This window comes from Mesorhizobium calcicola (assembly GCF_042682105.1).
GTDB lineage: Bacteria > Pseudomonadota > Alphaproteobacteria > Rhizobiales > Rhizobiaceae > Mesorhizobium > Mesorhizobium calcicola.
Window position 1 is genome coordinate 57,942 of record NZ_JBHUGY010000039.1, and the last position, 16,249, is coordinate 74,190.

Consider the following 16,249-nt stretch of genomic DNA (forward strand, 5'->3'; position numbering starts at 1 on the left):
AATATCCCCAAGGTCGATGCGCCAACCCCAACGCATCGCCGAGCCGCTCTCTTAGCGTGTGTTTGGTTAAAGGGGAATCGCTTTCACGTGTTCACGGCTATCGAATCCACTGGGATGGCGAACCCGCCACCCGCCTGGCGTCGTCATCGATTCACGGAAACGCAGAACCGCTACCAGATCCGCGGAATCAGGCGGTAGCGAACCTGGACCGCATAGTCGTCATAGCCTCGCAAGCCAGTCCGAAGCGTTCTCTCTTCGATGAATATGCGGACGGCCAGAAGAGCGACGAACACGAGCACCGATGCCAGCCCCCACCAGGAGCCGAGCAGGAGCGCCGTACCCGCGAAGAAGAAAATAGCGCCGGCATACATCGGATGACGGACGTAGCTGTAGGGACCCGTGCTGATGACACGCTGTCCGCGTTCGTCCTGGATCTTCACGACGGGCGCCGCAAAACTGTTCTCCAGCATCGTAAGGTAGCAAATCCAGATTCCGAGCAGCAGGACCAGCGCGCCGATCACCTGCACCCAAACGGGAACCGCGGACCAGCCGAAACGCAAGTCGAACCCCATCAGGGCCTGCCAACCAAAGATAGCGGCCAGCAGTACGGTCAACAGGACCTTGTCGGCCGCGGTCTGGTTCTTCTGGATGGGAGGGCCTAGCCGCTCATTCATCAGCCCGGGATCGCGCCTGGCCAACGCCACACCCATGGTGAGGCTGAGCCCCACCATGACCACCAGGAACACCCATGCCCCCGGCCAGTTCAGCGTGCCAGCCGACAGGAAGAGCAACGCGCCCATAACGCCGAACCACACGAACGTCTGGAGAATCAACTTCGAGATCATGACAAACCTTCCGCGATATGCCCCGCCAGCTTGGCTGAATTAGACCATCGGTCTATTATACCGACCGTCGGTCTGTTATTCAAGCGAACGTCGACATCGTACTGGACGGCAACGGCCATCGCGTGCAGAAGGTTTGGTCATGCCACGTGTCATCAAGCACCCGGAAATCAGGCGAGAAGAACTTCTGGACCACGCCCAGGCTCTGTTCCTGACGCTTGGCTATGAAAAAGCCAGCCTCAACGAGGTCATCACAACTGCCGGCGCGTCCAAAGGCGCTTTCTATCACTACTTCCCTTCCAAGGAGGCCCTTCTGGAGGCGCTTGCCGAGCGCTTCGCCAGACAGGCACTGGCTGGCGTACAAGACGTACTCGACGATCCTGGTCTTGATCCGCTCGGTCGCCTGAATGGCCTGCTTGCCCAGTCGCGGCGGGCCAAGATCGATACTGCGCCCGAAACCTGGCCTCTTTTCGAGACGCTGTTTCGACCTGATAACCTGGTGCTTTTCCACCGTATCAATCTGGCGGCCAGCGCGTCGTTTTCGCCCTTGCTGGTCAAGATCATCAGGCAAGGTGTCGAAGACGGCACTTTCAGGACATTCGACCCGGAAGGCGTCGCCGACATCGTCATGCAGTTCGGCATGGCCACGCATGGCGTCATCGCCAAGGCGATCGCCGGCGGCAGCGACGCCGACATGGACATCGCGATCGAAGCCCTTGAGAATCGTGTCAGGCTCTACGAGATCGCGCTCGACCGCATACTCGGCCTCCCCGACGGAAGCATTCGGATCGGCGAGCCCGGCTACGTGCGCGTCGTCATGACAGCCAGGCGGCGAACGAGCGCCGGCAAGGCACGGTGACTGCAAGGCCTGGATGTCTATTCCTTGCCCCAGCGCGGCCGGCGCATCGAAAACAGCTCGTTGACGCTGGCATAGTCCATATAGCCGAGACGGGCGACATTGCCGGCCTTGGTGATGTCGAAAAGACCATTCTTCAGGAAGGTATCGTCGATGTGCACGCCAACCACTTCGCCGGCGACGACGACAGCGCTCGTCGGCGATCCGTCCAGCGCCCTAGGCCGAAAGACTTCGGTCACCCGGCATTCGAGCGCGGCCGGTGCCGCCGCCACGCGCGGCGGCGCGACGAGGCGTGACGGCGCCATGGCAAGGTCCGCATAGGCGAACTCATTGACGCCGCGCGGCGCGTCGACCGACGTGCGATTCATCTTTTCCGCGAGATCGCGGCTGACCAGATTGGCGACAAACTCGCCGGTTTCCTGCGCGAAGGAGGCGCTGTCCTTTTCGCCTTCGGAGGAAAACCAGACGATGAAGGGCCGCGTCGAAACGGCATTGAAGAACGAATACGGCGCGAGATTGATCTCGCCGGCTCCGTTCAGCGTCGAAATCCAGCCAATCGGGCGCGGTGCCACGATCGCCTTGGAAGGATCGTGCGGCAGCCCGTGGCCCTTTGACGGTTCGTAGAACATTCAGCCCGCCCACGGCCCCGAATAATCGGCATAGAGCTTCGCCGGATCGGGGCGCGGGCGCTCCGGCGCCGGGCCGGCGTAGGAGCCGATATGGACGAAGCCAATGACGCGCTCCTGCGGTGCCAGCCCCAGCAGCGCCCTGCCCTCCGGCACATCCGAATACCAGTTGCTGATCATGTTGGTGCCATAGCCCAGGGCATTGGCTGATATCATCAGGTTCATCGCCGCCATGCCGCCCGACAGGAACATCTCCCACTGCGGGATTTTTGCATTCTCCCTGGGGATCGACACGACGCCGATCACCAGCGGCGCACGCGAGAACCGCGCCAGTTCCTGGTTGCGGCGGCCTTCCGGCAACGGCCCCTCCCGCCGCTCGGCAAGTGCCGCCAGTTGTCTGCCGATCTCGATGCGGGCGTCGCCACGATAGAGGATGAAGCGCCAGGGTTCTAGCCGGCCGTGATCAGGCACTCGCGAGGCGGCAGTGATCATCGTCGCGATCTCCGCATCGCTCGGCGCCGGCTCCTTCAAATCAGGGATCGGTGCGGAGTTTCGGGTCAGCAGGAAGTCGATGATCGGCGACGCCATGGGCGCAAGTCTCCTAAAACATTCTGTTTTGAGCGGAAGCGCACCATCGGGAATTCGGGCGGCTCGGGCATTGGCGCGAGGCGCGCCGGACGGAAGAGTCGTATCACCTGGACTCTTAAGCCTTGAAATTGCCACCGCCATGGGCTTCAACGCAAGGCATGTTTGAGGGGACTCTGCGTGTTTTCCTGGTCTGGCTCGGCGCCTTGCTGTTCATGGCGCCGGTTTCGCTCGCCTTGGCCCAGAACACGGACGGTGTCGGCGATCTCAAGCTTCCCGGTATTTCGAGCTATGCGACGCCGAAAAGCGAAAGATCGCTGGCGCTCGGAAGCGGCGGCGCCATCACCCTGTCCGCCCAGTTGACCGACAAGGGCGCCGACATCACCCGGGGCATCGTCTGGCGCGTCTTCAAGCCCGAGGCCGTCAACGGCAAATTGCCGATGGTCGCCTCCGCGCATGGCGGCACCGCCGTCTTCCAGCTCGAACCCGGCAGCTATCTGGTTCATGCCTCCTACGGCCGGGCGGGCGCTACCAAGCGCATCACTGTCGTCGGCAAGGACGCCAAGCGCGAAAGCCTTGTGCTCGACGCCGGCGGCCTCAAGCTCGACGCTGTTCTGTCCGGCGGGGTGCGCATTCCGCCGAAGAACCTGCGCTTTTCGATCTACGAAGGCACTGCTGCGCAGAATGGCGAGCGCGCACTGATCATCCCCGATGTCGAACCCAACAGCGTGGTGCGGCTCAACGCCGGCACCTACCATGTCGTCTCGACCTATGGCGCGGTCAACGCGGTCATCCGCTCCGACATCCGCGTCGAAGCCGGCAAGCTCACCGAAGCCACCGTCGAGCATCATGCCGCCGAGATCACGATGAAGCTGGTGCGCGAAGCCGGTGGCGAGGCGATCGCCGACACGTCCTGGTCGCTGCTCAACGAATCCGGCGATCCGATCAAGGAATCCGTCGGCGCCTTCGCCTCGATGGTGCTCGCCGAGGGCGACTACACCATCATCGCCAAGAACCGCGACCGCATCTACCAGAAGGATTTTACGGTCGTTGCCGGACAGAACCAGGAAATCGAGGTTCTGGCCACCGAGGCCGCGGCGATGGATCCTGAAGAAGGTGCCGATTGACGTTCCATCGCAGGCCTGCCGATTTCAGGCCGCCAGCTTGGCCCGCGCCGGCAGGAACGGAATGCGGCGACGCGCCACGATTGGCGCCAGATCGAAGACGCCGCGATAAAGGCGGTCGAGCAAGGCCTTGCGGTCACGCAGCGGTTCCAACTCGCTCCAGTTCAGCACATCGCCGACGCGCACCTCGATCGCCTTGCCTGACAGTCGCGCGAATTCGCGGATGAGCAGCGAAGTGCGCAGCGTCAGCGAGGCCTTACCGACGAATTTCGCCAGGCGGCCATCGCTCTCGGCCATGTTCATCGGGCCGCTGACCAGATGGAACAGCCGGCCGTTCTGCCCGGAAAAATGCATCGGAATGACCGACGCCTTGGCATCCTGAACGAGACGGGCCGGAAACATCTTCCACGGCAGGTCGCGCGCCCGGCCAAAGCCCTTCGGCGCGGTGGCGACGCCGCCAGCCGGAAACACCACGATGGTGACGCCTTCTTTCAACAGCCGCACCGCCTCGTGGCGCACGGCCATGTTGTTCTTCAGCGCGTCCTTGGTCTCGGAAAAGTCGATCGGCAGTGAATAGGGCTCCATCTCGCGGATCTTGAGCAGGTCCTTGTGGATCATCACCCGGAACGGCCGCCCAAGCTGCTCGGCCAGCGAAAGCACGGCAATGCCGTCGCCGATGCCGAAAGGATGGTTGGCGACGATGACCAGCGGCGTGTCGGGCAGCTTTGCCGGCGGCCACTGGTCGGCGGTCCGCACCCGGACGTCGATCAGGTCGAGCATGCGGCTGAACACGCGCTCGCCGGTCGGGACGATCTGGCGGCGCCAGAAATCATAAAGTGCTGTGTAGCGGTCGCGGCCCGACAGGCCTTCGACCGAATGAATGAACCAGCGCGTCAGCGCCGGCTGGCGCGGATTGGCATAGGAAAGCTCGGGAAAGGGTCGTTCGCGCAATTTCAGCTTGAGCATAAGGGCTCGTTACAAGGTTGGCGTGACAGGGATATGAAAATGGCGGTGGATCGCTCCACCGCCATGTCGTCGGAACCATGCCGATCAAGCAGCGCGCTTGCGCCGGCGATCGGGCGTAGCGGCCTCTTCGGTCAATTGTGCGATCGCCTCGGCAAGGCCAAGCGATTCCTGGTCGCGCGAGCCCAGCCGGCGCATGTTGACCGTCTGCTCTTCCGCCTCGCGCTTGCCGCAGACGAGGATGACCGGAACCTTGGCCAGCGAATGTTCGCGGACCTTGTAGTTGATCTTCTCGTTGCGCAGATCCGCTTCCGCCAACAGCCCGGCGGCCTTAAGCTTTGCCACCACCTCGCTCGCATAGTCGTCGGCGTCCGAGGTGATCGTCGCCACCACCACCTGCAGCGGCGCGAACCACAGCGGGAAATGGCCGGAATAGTTCTCGATCAGGATGCCGAGAAAACGCTCCATCGAACCGCAGATGGCGCGGTGCACCATGACAGGCTGCTTCTTCTCCGAATCCGAGCCGATATAGAAGGCGCCAAATCGTTCCGGCAGGTTGAAGTCGACCTGCGTCGTGCCGCACTGCCACTCGCGACCGATGGCATCCTTCAGCACATATTCGAATTTCGGCCCGTAGAAGGCGCCCTCGCCCGGATTGATCGAGGTCTTGATGCGATTGCCGGATCGCGTCCTGATCGTCTCCAGCACGCTGCCCATGATCGCCTCGGCGTGGTCCCACGCCTCGTCGGTGCCGACGCGCTTGTCCGGCCGCGTCGACAACTTCACGCTGATCTCGTCGAAACCGAAATCGGCATAGGTCGACAGGATCAGATCGTTGATGCGCAGGCACTCGGACGCCAGCTGCTCCTCGGTGCAGAAGATGTGCGCATCGTCTTGCGTGAAGCCGCGCACGCGCATCAGCCCATGCAACGCGCCGGATGGTTCATAGCGATGCACGTTGCCGAATTCCGCAAGTTTTACGGGCAGATCGCGATAGGACTTCAACCCATGCTTGAAAATCTGCACATGCCCCGGACAGTTCATCGGCTTCAGTGCGAACACGCGATCGTCGTCGGTATCGTCGCCGGCGACCGTCACCTTGAACATCGCATCGCGATACCAGCCCCAGTGACCTGAGGTCTCCCACAGGCTCTTGTCGAGCACCTGCGGCGCGTTGACTTCCTGATAGCCCTGCTCGTCGAGGCGGCGGCGCATGTAGTTGACCAGGTTCTGGAACATCTTCCAGCCCTTGGCGTGCCAGAAGACGACGCCCGGCCCTTCTTCCTGGAAATGAAACAGGTCCATCTCGCGGCCGAGTTTCCTGTGGTCGCGCTTCTCGGCCTCTTCCAGCATCGTCTGGTAGGCTTCGAGCTGCGCCTGGTCGGCCCAGGCGGTGCCGTAGATGCGCGTCAGCATCGGGTTGTTCGAGTCGCCGCGCCAATAGGCGCCGGCCACCTTCATCAGCTTGAAGGCGTTGCCGATCTGCCCGGTCGAGGCCATGTGCGGGCCACGGCAGAGGTCGAACCAGTCGCCCTGCGCGTAGATCTTGAGGTCCTGGTCCTCGGGAATGGCGTCGATCAACTCAATCTTGTAGCGCTCGCCCTTGTCGGCAAACACTTTTTTCGCCTTGTCGCGCGACCAGACTTCCTTGGTGAACGGCTTGTTGCGCGCGATGATCTCGCGCATCTTCTTCTCGATCACCGGGAAATCGTCGGGCGTGAACGGCTCGTTGCGGGCGAAGTCATAGTAGAAGCCGTTCTCGATGACCGGCCCGATGGTCACCTGCGTTCCCGGCCACAGTTCCTGCACGGCTTCCGCCAGCACATGTGCCGTGTCGTGGCGGATGAGTTCCAGCGCGCGCGGGTCGTCACGGGTGACGATCTCGACCTTGCCGGACTTGCCGAGCGGGTCGGAGAGGTCGTGCACGACGCCGTCGATGCTGTAGGCGACCGCCTTCTTGGCCAGCGATTTCGAGATCGATTCGGCAAGCCCGGCGCCGGTCATCGCCGCGTCGTATTCGCGGACAGAGCCATCGGGAAATGTCAGGGAAACGGAATTCAACATGCAGTATCTCCTATCCAGTCCCGCAAACGAGCGCGGGTGGTTAAAATGCATGTCGCCCCAAAGTGTTGGCGGTTACGACATGCATCAGCAAAAGCCGGATGCGTCCGGCAGCGGGCGGGTTTTAGAGGCAGCGCCGCGCCAGGTAAAGAGCGCTGATCGGCCTGGCCGTCAGGAAATGTCGCCAGAGACGTCGCAGGCTGGTCGTCAAGGCTTGCGAACATCGTCGGCATGGGCTGGAGTTATCGGCATGGAAGATGCGTCCCCCAGCCAAACCGCCCTGCGTGTCGCGCGCTTGAGGGCCCTCCATCAGGTCTCACCGCAGGTGGCGCTGTTTCGCGACCCCTACGCGATTGCGATTCTCGGTGAAGGTGCTCCCGCCGAGCAGCAGCTTGCGCAAGAGGATCACCACAGCCGGCGTATGCGCCTGTTTGTGGCGGCGCGCGCCCGCTTTGCCGAGGATTGGCTGGCGGCGGCGGTGCGTCGTGGCGTCCGCCAGCTCGTCGTGCTTGGTGCCGGCCTCGACACGTTTTCGCTGCGCAATCCGTACCCGGATCTCTTGGTGTTCGAAGTCGATCATCCGGCAACCCAAGCCTGGAAACGCAGATGTATCGCTGATGCCGGTCTTGCGGAACCGCCCGCCACCACATTCGTGCCGGTCAATTTCGAACGGCAGCGTCTGCCCGAGGAACTGGCATCGGCCGGCTTGAAGTCGACCGAGCCGAGCTTCTTCATCTGGCTGGGGGTCGTGCCTTACCTGACGAAAGACGCGATCTTCAGCACGCTGTCCTGCATCGCCGGCACCCCCGGTTCGGAGGTGGTGTTCGACTATAGCGAACCGTCTGAGAATCGCGATGCGGCGGGACAGGCCGCCCTGGCTTTCCATGCGGCGCGCGTCGCTGCAGTCGGGGAGCCATGGATCAGCTTCTTCGTTCCGGGCGAACTGGCGAAATCGCTCCGCGACCTCGCATTCGATGAGATCGAAGATCTCGAGAGCGGCGATATCGCCGCCCGCCTTTCCGGGGCACCGAAGGGAACGGCGACCAATGCCGGTGGCCACCTCATCCGCGCGCGCCGAAGTACCTGAATGGCTATTTCACCAGCAGCGGCAGGTCCTTCAGGAACGCTGTTCGCGTTTTGAGGCCCTTGGGCATTTCGGCGCGAGTGGCGTCGACGACCAGACGCGCGAAGACGATCTGGCGGCCGTCCTTTTTCGCCCAGCCGACGAACCAGCCGAGCGAGCGCTTGTCCTTGCTGGCCTCGTTGCCCAGCCTGGTGCTGCCGGTCTTGCCATGCACCGTCCAGTCCCCAGCCTGGAAGGTCGGAATGATGGCGTTGGTCATGTCATAGGCCTTGGCCGACACCGGCAGCTTGCGGGCAAGCAGCTTGCGCAGGAAATCGACCTGCTCGACCGGCGTGATCTTGAGCGAGGAGTTGACCCAGGAATGGGTCAGGCCGTCATTCTTGCCGGGGTTGCCGGAAACGTTGTTGTTGCCATAGTCGAATTTCGAGACATAGCCGGCAAGGCTCTCCTGGCCTAGCCGACGGGTGATTTCACGCGAGTACCACAGGATCGAATCTTTTTCCCAGATCGTCGGGTCGACGGTCTTCTGGTCCCGCTTCACGGCCGCAAACTCCGGCTTGTAGTCCCAGCTCGGTGTATGCTGGTCGCTCAGGATGCCGGCATCGTAGCCGATCAGGGACAGCGGCACCTTGAACGTCGATGCCGGACTGAACCGCCGGTCGCACACCCCATCCTGGTAAAGCGTCTCGCCGCTCGCCGCATCGGCGATCAGCGTGCACCGCACATCCCCAAGCGGCGCCGATTGCGCGCGCATCGGAAATCCCAGCAGCCAGGCAAGCAGGAAAAGGATGCCGGCGAAGATGAAGGGAAGACGGTCGACGTTACGCATTTGATGCTCGCTCCAGAGGGGGTTCGCGAGCGGCTTAGCGAGGGCTCTTGTCTCGATTTTGTCTCAAATGCGCAGTCTTTGTGCAGGCTGGCGTTAACCCTACCAGTTCGTAAATCGGCAAGCCTGATCAGCCTTGCGCTTGGCCGCGCTTGGCGCCGATCCGCCAGTAGCGCCACGGCGCGAACCAGGCATAACGATCGGCCAGCACCTCAGGCACAAGGTCGATGCCATGCGTGCCGAATGGCCCGCAGCGCAGCACCCGGAAAAATCCCATCCAGCCGCCGGCCCACAAGCCATGACGGGCGATCGCCTCATGCGCATATTCTGAACAGGTCGGCAAATGCCGGCAGGAATTGCCGACGAAGCCCGACAGCGTCAGCTGATAGAGTCTGACGAACGAAGTCCCCAGGACACGGCCCGGCGTCTTGCGCCACGGGCCCGCCCAGTTGCGGCCGCGCTTTGGCGGTCCGCCGATATGCGCATGCCCATGTTGGTGGCCCACCGCAGTCTCCGCTCAGCGCACAATCCCGAAAAGTGGGAACCGGTTTCTCGGTCAAACGGAAACCGTTTGTCCAGGGATCAGCTCAATGCAATCGCGGTTCCCATGCGATAGATGTGGCCTTCGGCTGGAGAACGCAATCCCTTCCGCTCACTCGCCGGGCCATCAGGGTCGGGCTATCATGGTCGGGAACGCCGAAACGGCTGCCGGCCAGTGGAAGATGCCCATCGGTAAGGACTGACCGGCTCGTCGTGGTGCTTTGCATGGCGTCTGTCGTCATGCCATTGAAACGTGACGATCCGCATGACATCGCCAAAGATGCTCAGGATCTGGACCATGGTCGTGTCTCCTTTAACACGGATTAGACCGCCGCTGGCCTTCGCCTTCAAACGAGTATAATTTCCAATTCGGATAATCCTGGGTTATGCGAATGAAGCGCGGGCGCTTGCCGCTGACGGCATTGAGGAGCTTCGAGGCGGCGGGCCGGCATCTGAGCTTCAGCAAGGCCGCCGATGAGCTTTTCGTCTCGCAGGCGGCGATTAGCCGGCAGATCCGCGAGCTCGAAATCTTCCTGCGCCAGCCCTTGTTCGAACGTCACCATCGCCGCGTCGAACTGACCGACACCGGCCGGCGTCTGCTGGATCAGCTCGTCAAAAGTTTCGACGCCATCGACAACTTGCTTGGAGAACTGGTGGCGACGCCGGCGCAATCGGTGGTTCGCGTCAGTGTCGAGCCATCGCTTGCATCCGTGTGGCTGGTGCCCCGACTCAATCGGTTTCGCGAATTGCGGCCCGATATCGACGTCTCCCTCGAAGTCGATCCAAGGCCGATAGAGTTCCGCGGCGATCAGCCCGAACTGGCCTTGCGCTTCAGCGCGCATGCCACCTCGTGGCCGCGCAGCGAGGCCGAACGACTTGCCTCGACAGTCGATTCACCGGTGCTGTCGCCGGCACTGCTCGCCGCGGGCCCTGCCCTCCAGAGGCCGATTGATCTTGGCCGCTACACGCTTTTGCACGAGGAGAACCGTCAGGGTTGGGCGCGCTGGTTCGAAGCGGCTGGCGTGCCCGCCGACGCGGTGCCCGCGCGCGGTCCCATGTTGGCGGATGCGTCGCTTTCAAAGCAGGCCGCCCTGCTCGGACATGGCGTGGCACTGGGCGATCTCTTGCAGATCGGTGGGGAAATCGCGTCCGGCGCGCTGATCAAGCCGTTCGACATCGACGTTGCATCCGGCGCCTATTGGCTGGTCGCCAGGAGCTTGCGCGATCTTTCGGAGCCGGCCGCCGCGTTCGCCGACTGGGTGAGAAGCGAATTTGCCGAAAGCAGACGGACGCTGGAAGCGCGGGCTTGAGCCGGTTCCTGGTCCAGGCTCCTGCTACTTGCCCTCAGGCGGCTTCTTCGGCAAGCTTCTTCTCGATCTGGCCGATCGCATCGACGACCGCGTCGAAGGTCAGCATGGTCGAGGCATGGCGCGCCTTGTAGTCTCGCACCGGCTCCAGATATTTAAGGTCCGCGAAGCGGCCGTCAGGCGGGGCGCCATTTTCCTTCAGCATCTTCAGCATGGTGTCGCGCACCGCGCGCAATTCTCCGGCACTCGCGCCGACGACATGCTGCGCCATGATCGAGGACGACGCCTGGCCAAGCGCACAGGCCTTCACGTCGTGGGCGAAGTCGGTGACCACGCCGTCCTGCATCTTGAGATCGACGGTGACGGTCGAGCCGCACAGCTTGGAATGCGCTTTTGCGGTCGCATCAGGATGATCGAGGCGGCCGATGCGGGCGATGTTTCCGGCAAAACCGAGAATTTTCGCATTGTAGACATCGTTGATCATTATTTTCCAATCCGTCGCCGCCAAGCGAACAGCGATTGCCGCTGTCGTGTCTTCCTTTCGCTCGTCATGACCTTATATAATGCTGGCAGTCCGGTATCGACAAGACAACGAAAGCCAGTGTCCTTGCCGGGAAGTTCACGCCGCTTACGGGCTGGAAACCGGGCGAGTTTCCGACACCGAAAGGTCGTGGTCCGTTCAACTCGTTCCTCCGCCGAGAGGGACTACGGGAGACGCCTTTATGGATGCCGTCATCAAGAAACTCATGCCCCAGTCAGCCTATATGGAGAAGCCGGTCACCGACCGGCCGAGCGAAGCCGAAGTCGAGGCCGCCGTGCGCACGCTTTTGCGCTGGACCGGCGACAATCCGGACCGCGAAGGGCTGGTCGACACGCCGATGCGGGTGGCCAAGGCCTTTCGCGAAATGTTCGGCGGCTACGACATGTGCCCGGCGGACGAGCTTGGCCGCACCTTCGAGGAGGTCGCCGGCTATGACGACCTGGTCATCGTCAAGGACATCCAGTTCCACTCGCATTGCGAACACCACATGGTGCCGATCATCGGCAAGGCGCATGTCGGCTACCTGCCGGACGGCAAGGTCGTCGGCCTGTCCAAGATCGCGCGCGTGGTCGACATCTTTGCCCACCGCCTGCAGACCCAGGAGGCCCTGACGGCGCAGATCGCCGGCGTCATCCAGGATGTGCTCAATCCGCGCGGCGTCGCCGTCATGATCGAGGCCGAGCACATGTGCATGGCCATGCGCGGCATCCGCAAACAGGGTTCAACCACCCTCACCTCAACCTTCACCGGCGTCTTCAAGGACACGCCCGAAGAGCAGGTTCGTTTCGTCACGATGGTGCGCGGCGGCGGGGCGTAAACCCCTCGCGGACGTCGCTAGATCAAGGACCGGCGATGTCGGCACTGGAATTTCCAAAGGCTCCGTCAGACAAGAAAGCGCTCGAGGAAGGCGTGGTGTTTTCACCGCGCTTCGACTCAGCCGGCCTGGTCACGGTCGTCGTCACCGACGCCGAAGACGGCATGCTGTTGATGGTCGCGCACATGAATGCGCAAGCCTTGGCGCTGACGCTGGAGACAGGCGTCGCCCACTATTGGTCGCGCTCGCGCAACGTCTTGTGGAAGAAGGGCGAAACCTCGGGCAATTTCCAGCATGTCGTCGAGATGCGCACCGATTGCGATCAGGATGCGTTGTGGCTGCGCGTAAAAGTGTTGGGCCACGACGCAACCTGTCACACGGGCCGACGTTCATGCTTTTATCGGACGGTGGGACTGACCGACGGCAAGGGGACGCTTGCCGATGACGGCAGCAAGCTGCTGTTCGATGCCGAAAATGCGTATCGGAAACCATCAGCTTGAACCTTCTGCCTGACACCCACGACATAGATTCATCATTTCGATACGGCCCGACTGTATATTAGCCGTAGGGACAAGGGAGATCATGATGCTCGAGTGGGCGTCATCGCGTAACAGGTCAAATGTCAGGGAGGCCAACGGCCTGTCCTCGTCCGGCGGCGCATCCGAAACAAAATCGCCAAGGAAAACCGGTATTTCGCTCGCCTTGGGTGGCGGTTGCGCGAGAGGCTGGGCGCATATCGGCGTGCTGCGCGCGCTCGACGAAGCCGGCATCGAAGTCTCGATGATCGCCGGCACCTCGATCGGCGCGCTGGTCGGCGGCTGTTACCTTGCCGGCAAACTGGACGAACTGGAAGAATTCGCCCGCGGCCTGACCAAGCGACGCATCTTCGGCCTGCTCGATCTCAACCTGCGCGGCAGCGGCCTGTTCGCCGGCATGAAGCTCGACGCCCGGCTGCGCGAGCACATGGCCGGCATTCGTTTCGAGGACCTGGCCAAGCCGTTCGTCGCAGTCACGTCCGAAATCCGCACCGGCCACGAGATCTGGCTGTCGAGCGGCTCATTGATCACCGCCATGCGCGCCTCCTATGCGCTGCCCGGCGTGTTCGAGCCGGTGAATTGCAACGGCCGCGTGCTGGTCGACGGTGCGCTGGTCAACCCGGTCCCGGTTTCGGTCTGCCGAGCCTATGAGCAGCCGCTCGTGGTGGCGGTCAACCTTCACTACGATCTGTTCGGCCGCGCCGCCGTCATCAAGCACAGCGCCGGCGAGCTGGTCATCGAAAAGGATGCGCCGCGGCCCGGCCAGATCGGCGCGGAGCACCAGTCGCATCAGACGCGGCTCGGCATCACCGGCGTCATGGTCGAGGCCTTCAACATCATCCAGGACCGTATCTCACGCGCCAGGCTTGCCGGCGACCCCCCCGACATGTCGCTGCAGCCGAAGCTTAGCCATGTCGGCCTGACCGAATTCCACCGCGCCGACGAGGCGATCAGCCTCGGCTATCAGGCAACGAAGGCGCAGATCGGCGAGCTGACCCGGCTGCAGTCCGTCCTCGCCTAAGTCAAATCTCCGTCTGGGAAGTTGATTGTTGAGTTCCGTGCGGCAGCAGGGCCATGCCGCCGCGCGAACACTCGGCTCAAATTCCGTTCGCCTTACGATAACCGATTGCAAAATGCAATTGGTTATGCTCGTTTACAAGATCGAACGGAGGCATCGATGGCCAAGATCGTCTATTCCATGTTGACGTCCCTGGACGGCTATATTGCCGGGCCGGGCGGTGACATTGGCTTGCCGGTGCCCGAGACGGAATTGCACCAGCATTTCAATAACATGATGAGAAAAATTTCGATCGAGCTCGTTGGGCGCCGCATGTATGAGGTGATGCGCTTCTGGGACAGTCCCGACCGCGAGACCGGGGGCACCGAGGTCGAGCGGGACTTTGCCCGCGCCTGGCGCGAAACGCCGAAGATCGTGTTCTCCACTACCCTTCGACAGGTCGGCCACAATGCACGCCTGTTGAATGGCGATGCCGAGACCACGGTAAGGTCGCTCAAGTCGGAGACGGATGGCCTGATCAGTGTCGGCGGCGCCGATCTTGCCGCCTGTCTGGCGCGAGCCGGCCTGATTGATGAATACCGGCTCTACATGCATCCCGTCGTGCTGGGTGGCGGCAAGCCGTACTTCCAGTCCGGCCTGTCGCTGGAGTTGCGGCCGCTCGGCACGGAAAGCCTTGCCCAGGGTGTGACGCTGCTGCGTTACGCTCCGGCCAACTGAGTTCAGGCGCGACTACGCACGCGCCGCATCGGTGATGCGAAACTGCACCGTACGGTTGCCGTTCCAGTAATTTCCCGACAGCGAGCCGGCGACATGCACCGCCTTGCCCCGGTTCTTGAACAGGAATTCGCCAAGGGCGGTATCGACGGCGCGAAAGGCGATCGCCTGGATACGGCCGCCACTTTCCGACTGCAGCTCGACGCGGATGTGGTTGGTGCCAACCGGCCTGGCGTCAGCCAGCCGGTGGCGCGGCAGCGCAAAGACAGGCGCTACATGCCCGGCACCGAATGGCCCGGCCTTCTCCAGCGCATCGAGAAGGCCGAGTGTCGCGCCTTCGGCGGCAAGCGCACCGTCGATCGCCAGGCTTTCCTCCCCTTGCAGCCGGAACACGTCGGCGGCCGCCCGCTCTTCGAAAAACGCCCTGAGTTCGCCGAGCTTCACCCGCTCCACGGTGATGCCGGCCGCCATGCCGTGGCCACCCCCCTTGACGATCAGCCCGGCATCCGCCGCTTCGCGCACCAGACGGCCGAGGTCGAAGCCCGACACCGAACGGCCCGAGCCGGTGCCGGTACCGTTGGCGTTGAAAGCGATGGCGAAGGCCGGCCGCCGCGCGTGATCCTTCAGCCGTGAGGCGAGCAGGCCGACAATGCCCGGATGCCAGTTGTTGCTGGCGGTGACGACGATGGCCGGTCCATTGCCGCCCGCAAGCTCCGCATCGGCCTCGGCGCGCGCCGCCGCCAGCATCTCCTGCTCCATCAGCTGCCGCTCCTGGTTGAGCCGGTCGAGCGTCTCGGCGATGGTGCGCGCCTCGACCGGGTCGTCGGTGGCGAGCAGGCGGCTGCCAAGTGCGGCATCGCCGATGCGCCCGCCGGCATTGATGCGCGGGCCGATCAGATAGGCAAGGTGGAAGGTGCTGATCGGCTCGCCGATGCGCGACACCCGTGCAAGCGCGGCGAGCCCCTCGTTCTTCTGCTGGCGCGCCATCTGCAGTCCTTTGACCACAAAGGCGCGGTTGACGCCGGTAAGCGGCACCACGTCGCAGACGGTGGCAAGTGCGACGAGATCGAGCAGCGAAAGCAGGTCCGGCGGCGTGGCATCGACCATGCGCCCGCGTAGGATCTTGGCTGTCTGCACAAGGGCGAGAAAGACCACGCCGGCGGCGCAGAGATGGCCCTGCCCGGAAAGATCGTCGTCGCGGTTGGCATTGACGACGGCAATTGCAGCCGGCAAAGCACCACCGACCTGATGGTGGTCGAGGACGACGACATCGGCGCCAGCCGCATTGGCGGCATCGATGGAAGCGGCGCTGTTGGTGCCGCAATCGACGGTGACGATCAATGTCGCGCCGCGCGAAACAAGTTCGCGCATGGCGTCGGGATTGGGACCATAGCCTTCGAAAATCCGGTCCGGGATGTAGATTTCCGACGGCACCGAGAAATGCGCCAGGAACCGCTTCAGCAAGGCCGACGAGGCGGCGCCGTCGACATCGTAGTCGCCGAAGATCGCTACCTTTTCCCTGGCCACCACCGCGGCGGCAATGCGGGCCGCCGCCTTGTCCATGTCGGTCAGTGACGCCGGATCCGGCAGAAGATCGCGGATCGTCGGGTCGAGGAACCGCTCGGTCTGCTCGGCGGTGACGCCGCGACCGGCAAGCACGCGCGCGACGATGTCGGGCACACCGTGACCTTGCGCGATGGCGAGCGCAACCATGTCCTGCCGCTCGGTCAGCCGGTGCTCCCAGGAAACCCCGGTAGCCGATTGCCTGACATCGAGGAAGAGGCGTTTGTCGCCGGTCATGCGGTTTGCCAA

At 63.0% G+C, this 16,249-nt stretch carries 17 protein-coding genes; 8 read left to right on the plus strand and 9 right to left on the minus strand.

Features of this window, described 5'->3' with window-relative positions; all coding sequences use genetic code 11:
- Positions 1-170: 170 nt before the first annotated feature.
- Positions 171-845, minus strand: coding sequence for a methyltransferase family protein (locus ACFSQT_RS26105; RefSeq protein ID WP_379023555.1), 675 nt, complete (start codon positions 843-845; stop codon positions 171-173).
- 139 nt (positions 846-984) lie between these two features.
- Between ACFSQT_RS26105 and ACFSQT_RS26110 the strand changes: the two genes are divergently transcribed.
- Entirely contained in the window at positions 985-1,701 is a 717-nt protein-coding gene (locus tag ACFSQT_RS26110; protein ID WP_379023557.1) for a TetR/AcrR family transcriptional regulator, read from the plus strand.
- Between the two features lie 17 nt (positions 1,702-1,718).
- Here ACFSQT_RS26110 and ACFSQT_RS26115 read toward each other — a convergent pair whose 3' ends face one another.
- On the minus strand, positions 1,719-2,327 hold the full coding sequence (locus tag ACFSQT_RS26115) for a flavin reductase family protein (RefSeq protein ID WP_379023559.1): 609 nt from the start codon (positions 2,325-2,327) through the stop codon (positions 1,719-1,721).
- A complete protein-coding gene (locus ACFSQT_RS26120; protein WP_379023561.1) occupies positions 2,328-2,912 on the minus strand; it encodes a nitroreductase family protein in 585 nt (194 codons plus the stop codon).
- A 158-nt stretch (positions 2,913-3,070) separates the two neighbouring features.
- Here ACFSQT_RS26120 and ACFSQT_RS26125 point away from each other — a divergent pair, with 158 nt between their 5' ends.
- Positions 3,071-4,036 (plus strand): hypothetical protein, encoded by a 966-nt coding sequence (locus tag ACFSQT_RS26125; protein ID WP_379023563.1) that lies wholly within the window; start codon positions 3,071-3,073, stop codon positions 4,034-4,036.
- Positions 4,037-4,060: 24 nt separating this feature from the next.
- On the opposite strand, the gene ACFSQT_RS26130 is transcribed toward ACFSQT_RS26125, so the two are convergent.
- Both ACFSQT_RS26130 and thrS read right to left on the minus strand, forming a co-directional pair.
- Positions 4,061-4,999 carry a lysophospholipid acyltransferase family protein gene (locus ACFSQT_RS26130; RefSeq protein ID WP_379023565.1) on the minus strand — a complete coding sequence of 313 codons (939 nt, stop codon included), beginning with the start codon at positions 4,997-4,999 and terminating at the stop codon, positions 4,061-4,063.
- A gap of 84 nt (positions 5,000-5,083) precedes the next feature.
- Positions 5,084-7,060 carry a threonine--tRNA ligase gene (gene thrS, locus ACFSQT_RS26135; RefSeq protein WP_379023567.1) on the minus strand — a complete coding sequence of 659 codons (1,977 nt, stop codon included), beginning with the start codon at positions 7,058-7,060 and terminating at the stop codon, positions 5,084-5,086.
- A 79-nt stretch (positions 7,061-7,139) separates the two neighbouring features.
- On the opposite strand from thrS, the gene ACFSQT_RS26140 reads away from it, so the two are divergent.
- The gene (locus ACFSQT_RS26140) at positions 7,140-8,144 is read left to right on the plus strand and encodes an SAM-dependent methyltransferase (protein WP_379023569.1); all 1,005 of its coding nucleotides are present in this window, start codon (positions 7,140-7,142) and stop codon (positions 8,142-8,144) included.
- 4 nt (positions 8,145-8,148) lie between these two features.
- Here the strand turns inward: ACFSQT_RS26140 and blaOXA are convergent, their stop codons facing one another.
- Positions 8,149-8,970 (minus strand): class D beta-lactamase, encoded by an 822-nt coding sequence (blaOXA, locus tag ACFSQT_RS26145; RefSeq protein WP_379023571.1) that lies wholly within the window; start codon positions 8,968-8,970, stop codon positions 8,149-8,151.
- 127 nt (positions 8,971-9,097) lie between these two features.
- On the minus strand, positions 9,098-9,472 hold the full coding sequence (yidD, locus tag ACFSQT_RS26150) for a membrane protein insertion efficiency factor YidD (RefSeq protein WP_379023573.1): 375 nt from the start codon (positions 9,470-9,472) through the stop codon (positions 9,098-9,100).
- A 427-nt stretch (positions 9,473-9,899) separates the two neighbouring features.
- Here yidD and ACFSQT_RS26155 point away from each other — a divergent pair, with 427 nt between their 5' ends.
- The gene (locus tag ACFSQT_RS26155; RefSeq protein WP_379023575.1) at positions 9,900-10,817 is read left to right on the plus strand and encodes a LysR substrate-binding domain-containing protein; all 918 of its coding nucleotides are present in this window, start codon (positions 9,900-9,902) and stop codon (positions 10,815-10,817) included.
- A gap of 34 nt (positions 10,818-10,851) precedes the next feature.
- Here the strand turns inward: ACFSQT_RS26155 and ACFSQT_RS26160 are convergent, their stop codons facing one another.
- Positions 10,852-11,298: an iron-sulfur cluster assembly scaffold protein gene (locus ACFSQT_RS26160; protein ID WP_379023577.1), complete on the minus strand. Its 447-nt coding sequence runs from the start codon at positions 11,296-11,298 to the stop codon at positions 10,852-10,854.
- A gap of 238 nt (positions 11,299-11,536) precedes the next feature.
- On the opposite strand from ACFSQT_RS26160, the gene folE reads away from it, so the two are divergent.
- The 4 genes from folE (at position 11,537) to ACFSQT_RS26180 (ending at position 14,440) form a co-directional block, all read left to right on the plus strand.
- Complete coding sequence (folE, locus tag ACFSQT_RS26165; RefSeq protein ID WP_379023579.1) at positions 11,537-12,172, plus strand: GTP cyclohydrolase I FolE; 636 nt, start codon at positions 11,537-11,539, stop codon at positions 12,170-12,172.
- A 35-nt stretch (positions 12,173-12,207) separates the two neighbouring features.
- Positions 12,208-12,669, plus strand: a complete 462-nt coding sequence (gene hisI, locus ACFSQT_RS26170) for a phosphoribosyl-AMP cyclohydrolase (protein WP_379023581.1) — start codon at positions 12,208-12,210, stop codon at positions 12,667-12,669.
- 82 nt (positions 12,670-12,751) lie between these two features.
- Positions 12,752-13,726 (plus strand): patatin family protein, encoded by a 975-nt coding sequence (locus tag ACFSQT_RS26175; RefSeq protein WP_379023583.1) that lies wholly within the window; start codon positions 12,752-12,754, stop codon positions 13,724-13,726.
- Positions 13,727-13,882: 156 nt separating this feature from the next.
- Complete coding sequence (locus ACFSQT_RS26180; protein ID WP_379023585.1) at positions 13,883-14,440, plus strand: dihydrofolate reductase family protein; 558 nt, start codon at positions 13,883-13,885, stop codon at positions 14,438-14,440.
- Between the two features lie 12 nt (positions 14,441-14,452).
- On the opposite strand, the gene recJ is transcribed toward ACFSQT_RS26180, so the two are convergent.
- On the minus strand, positions 14,453-16,237 hold the full coding sequence (recJ, locus tag ACFSQT_RS26185; protein ID WP_379023587.1) for a single-stranded-DNA-specific exonuclease RecJ: 1,785 nt from the start codon (positions 16,235-16,237) through the stop codon (positions 14,453-14,455).
- Positions 16,238-16,249: the final 12 nt, after the last annotated feature.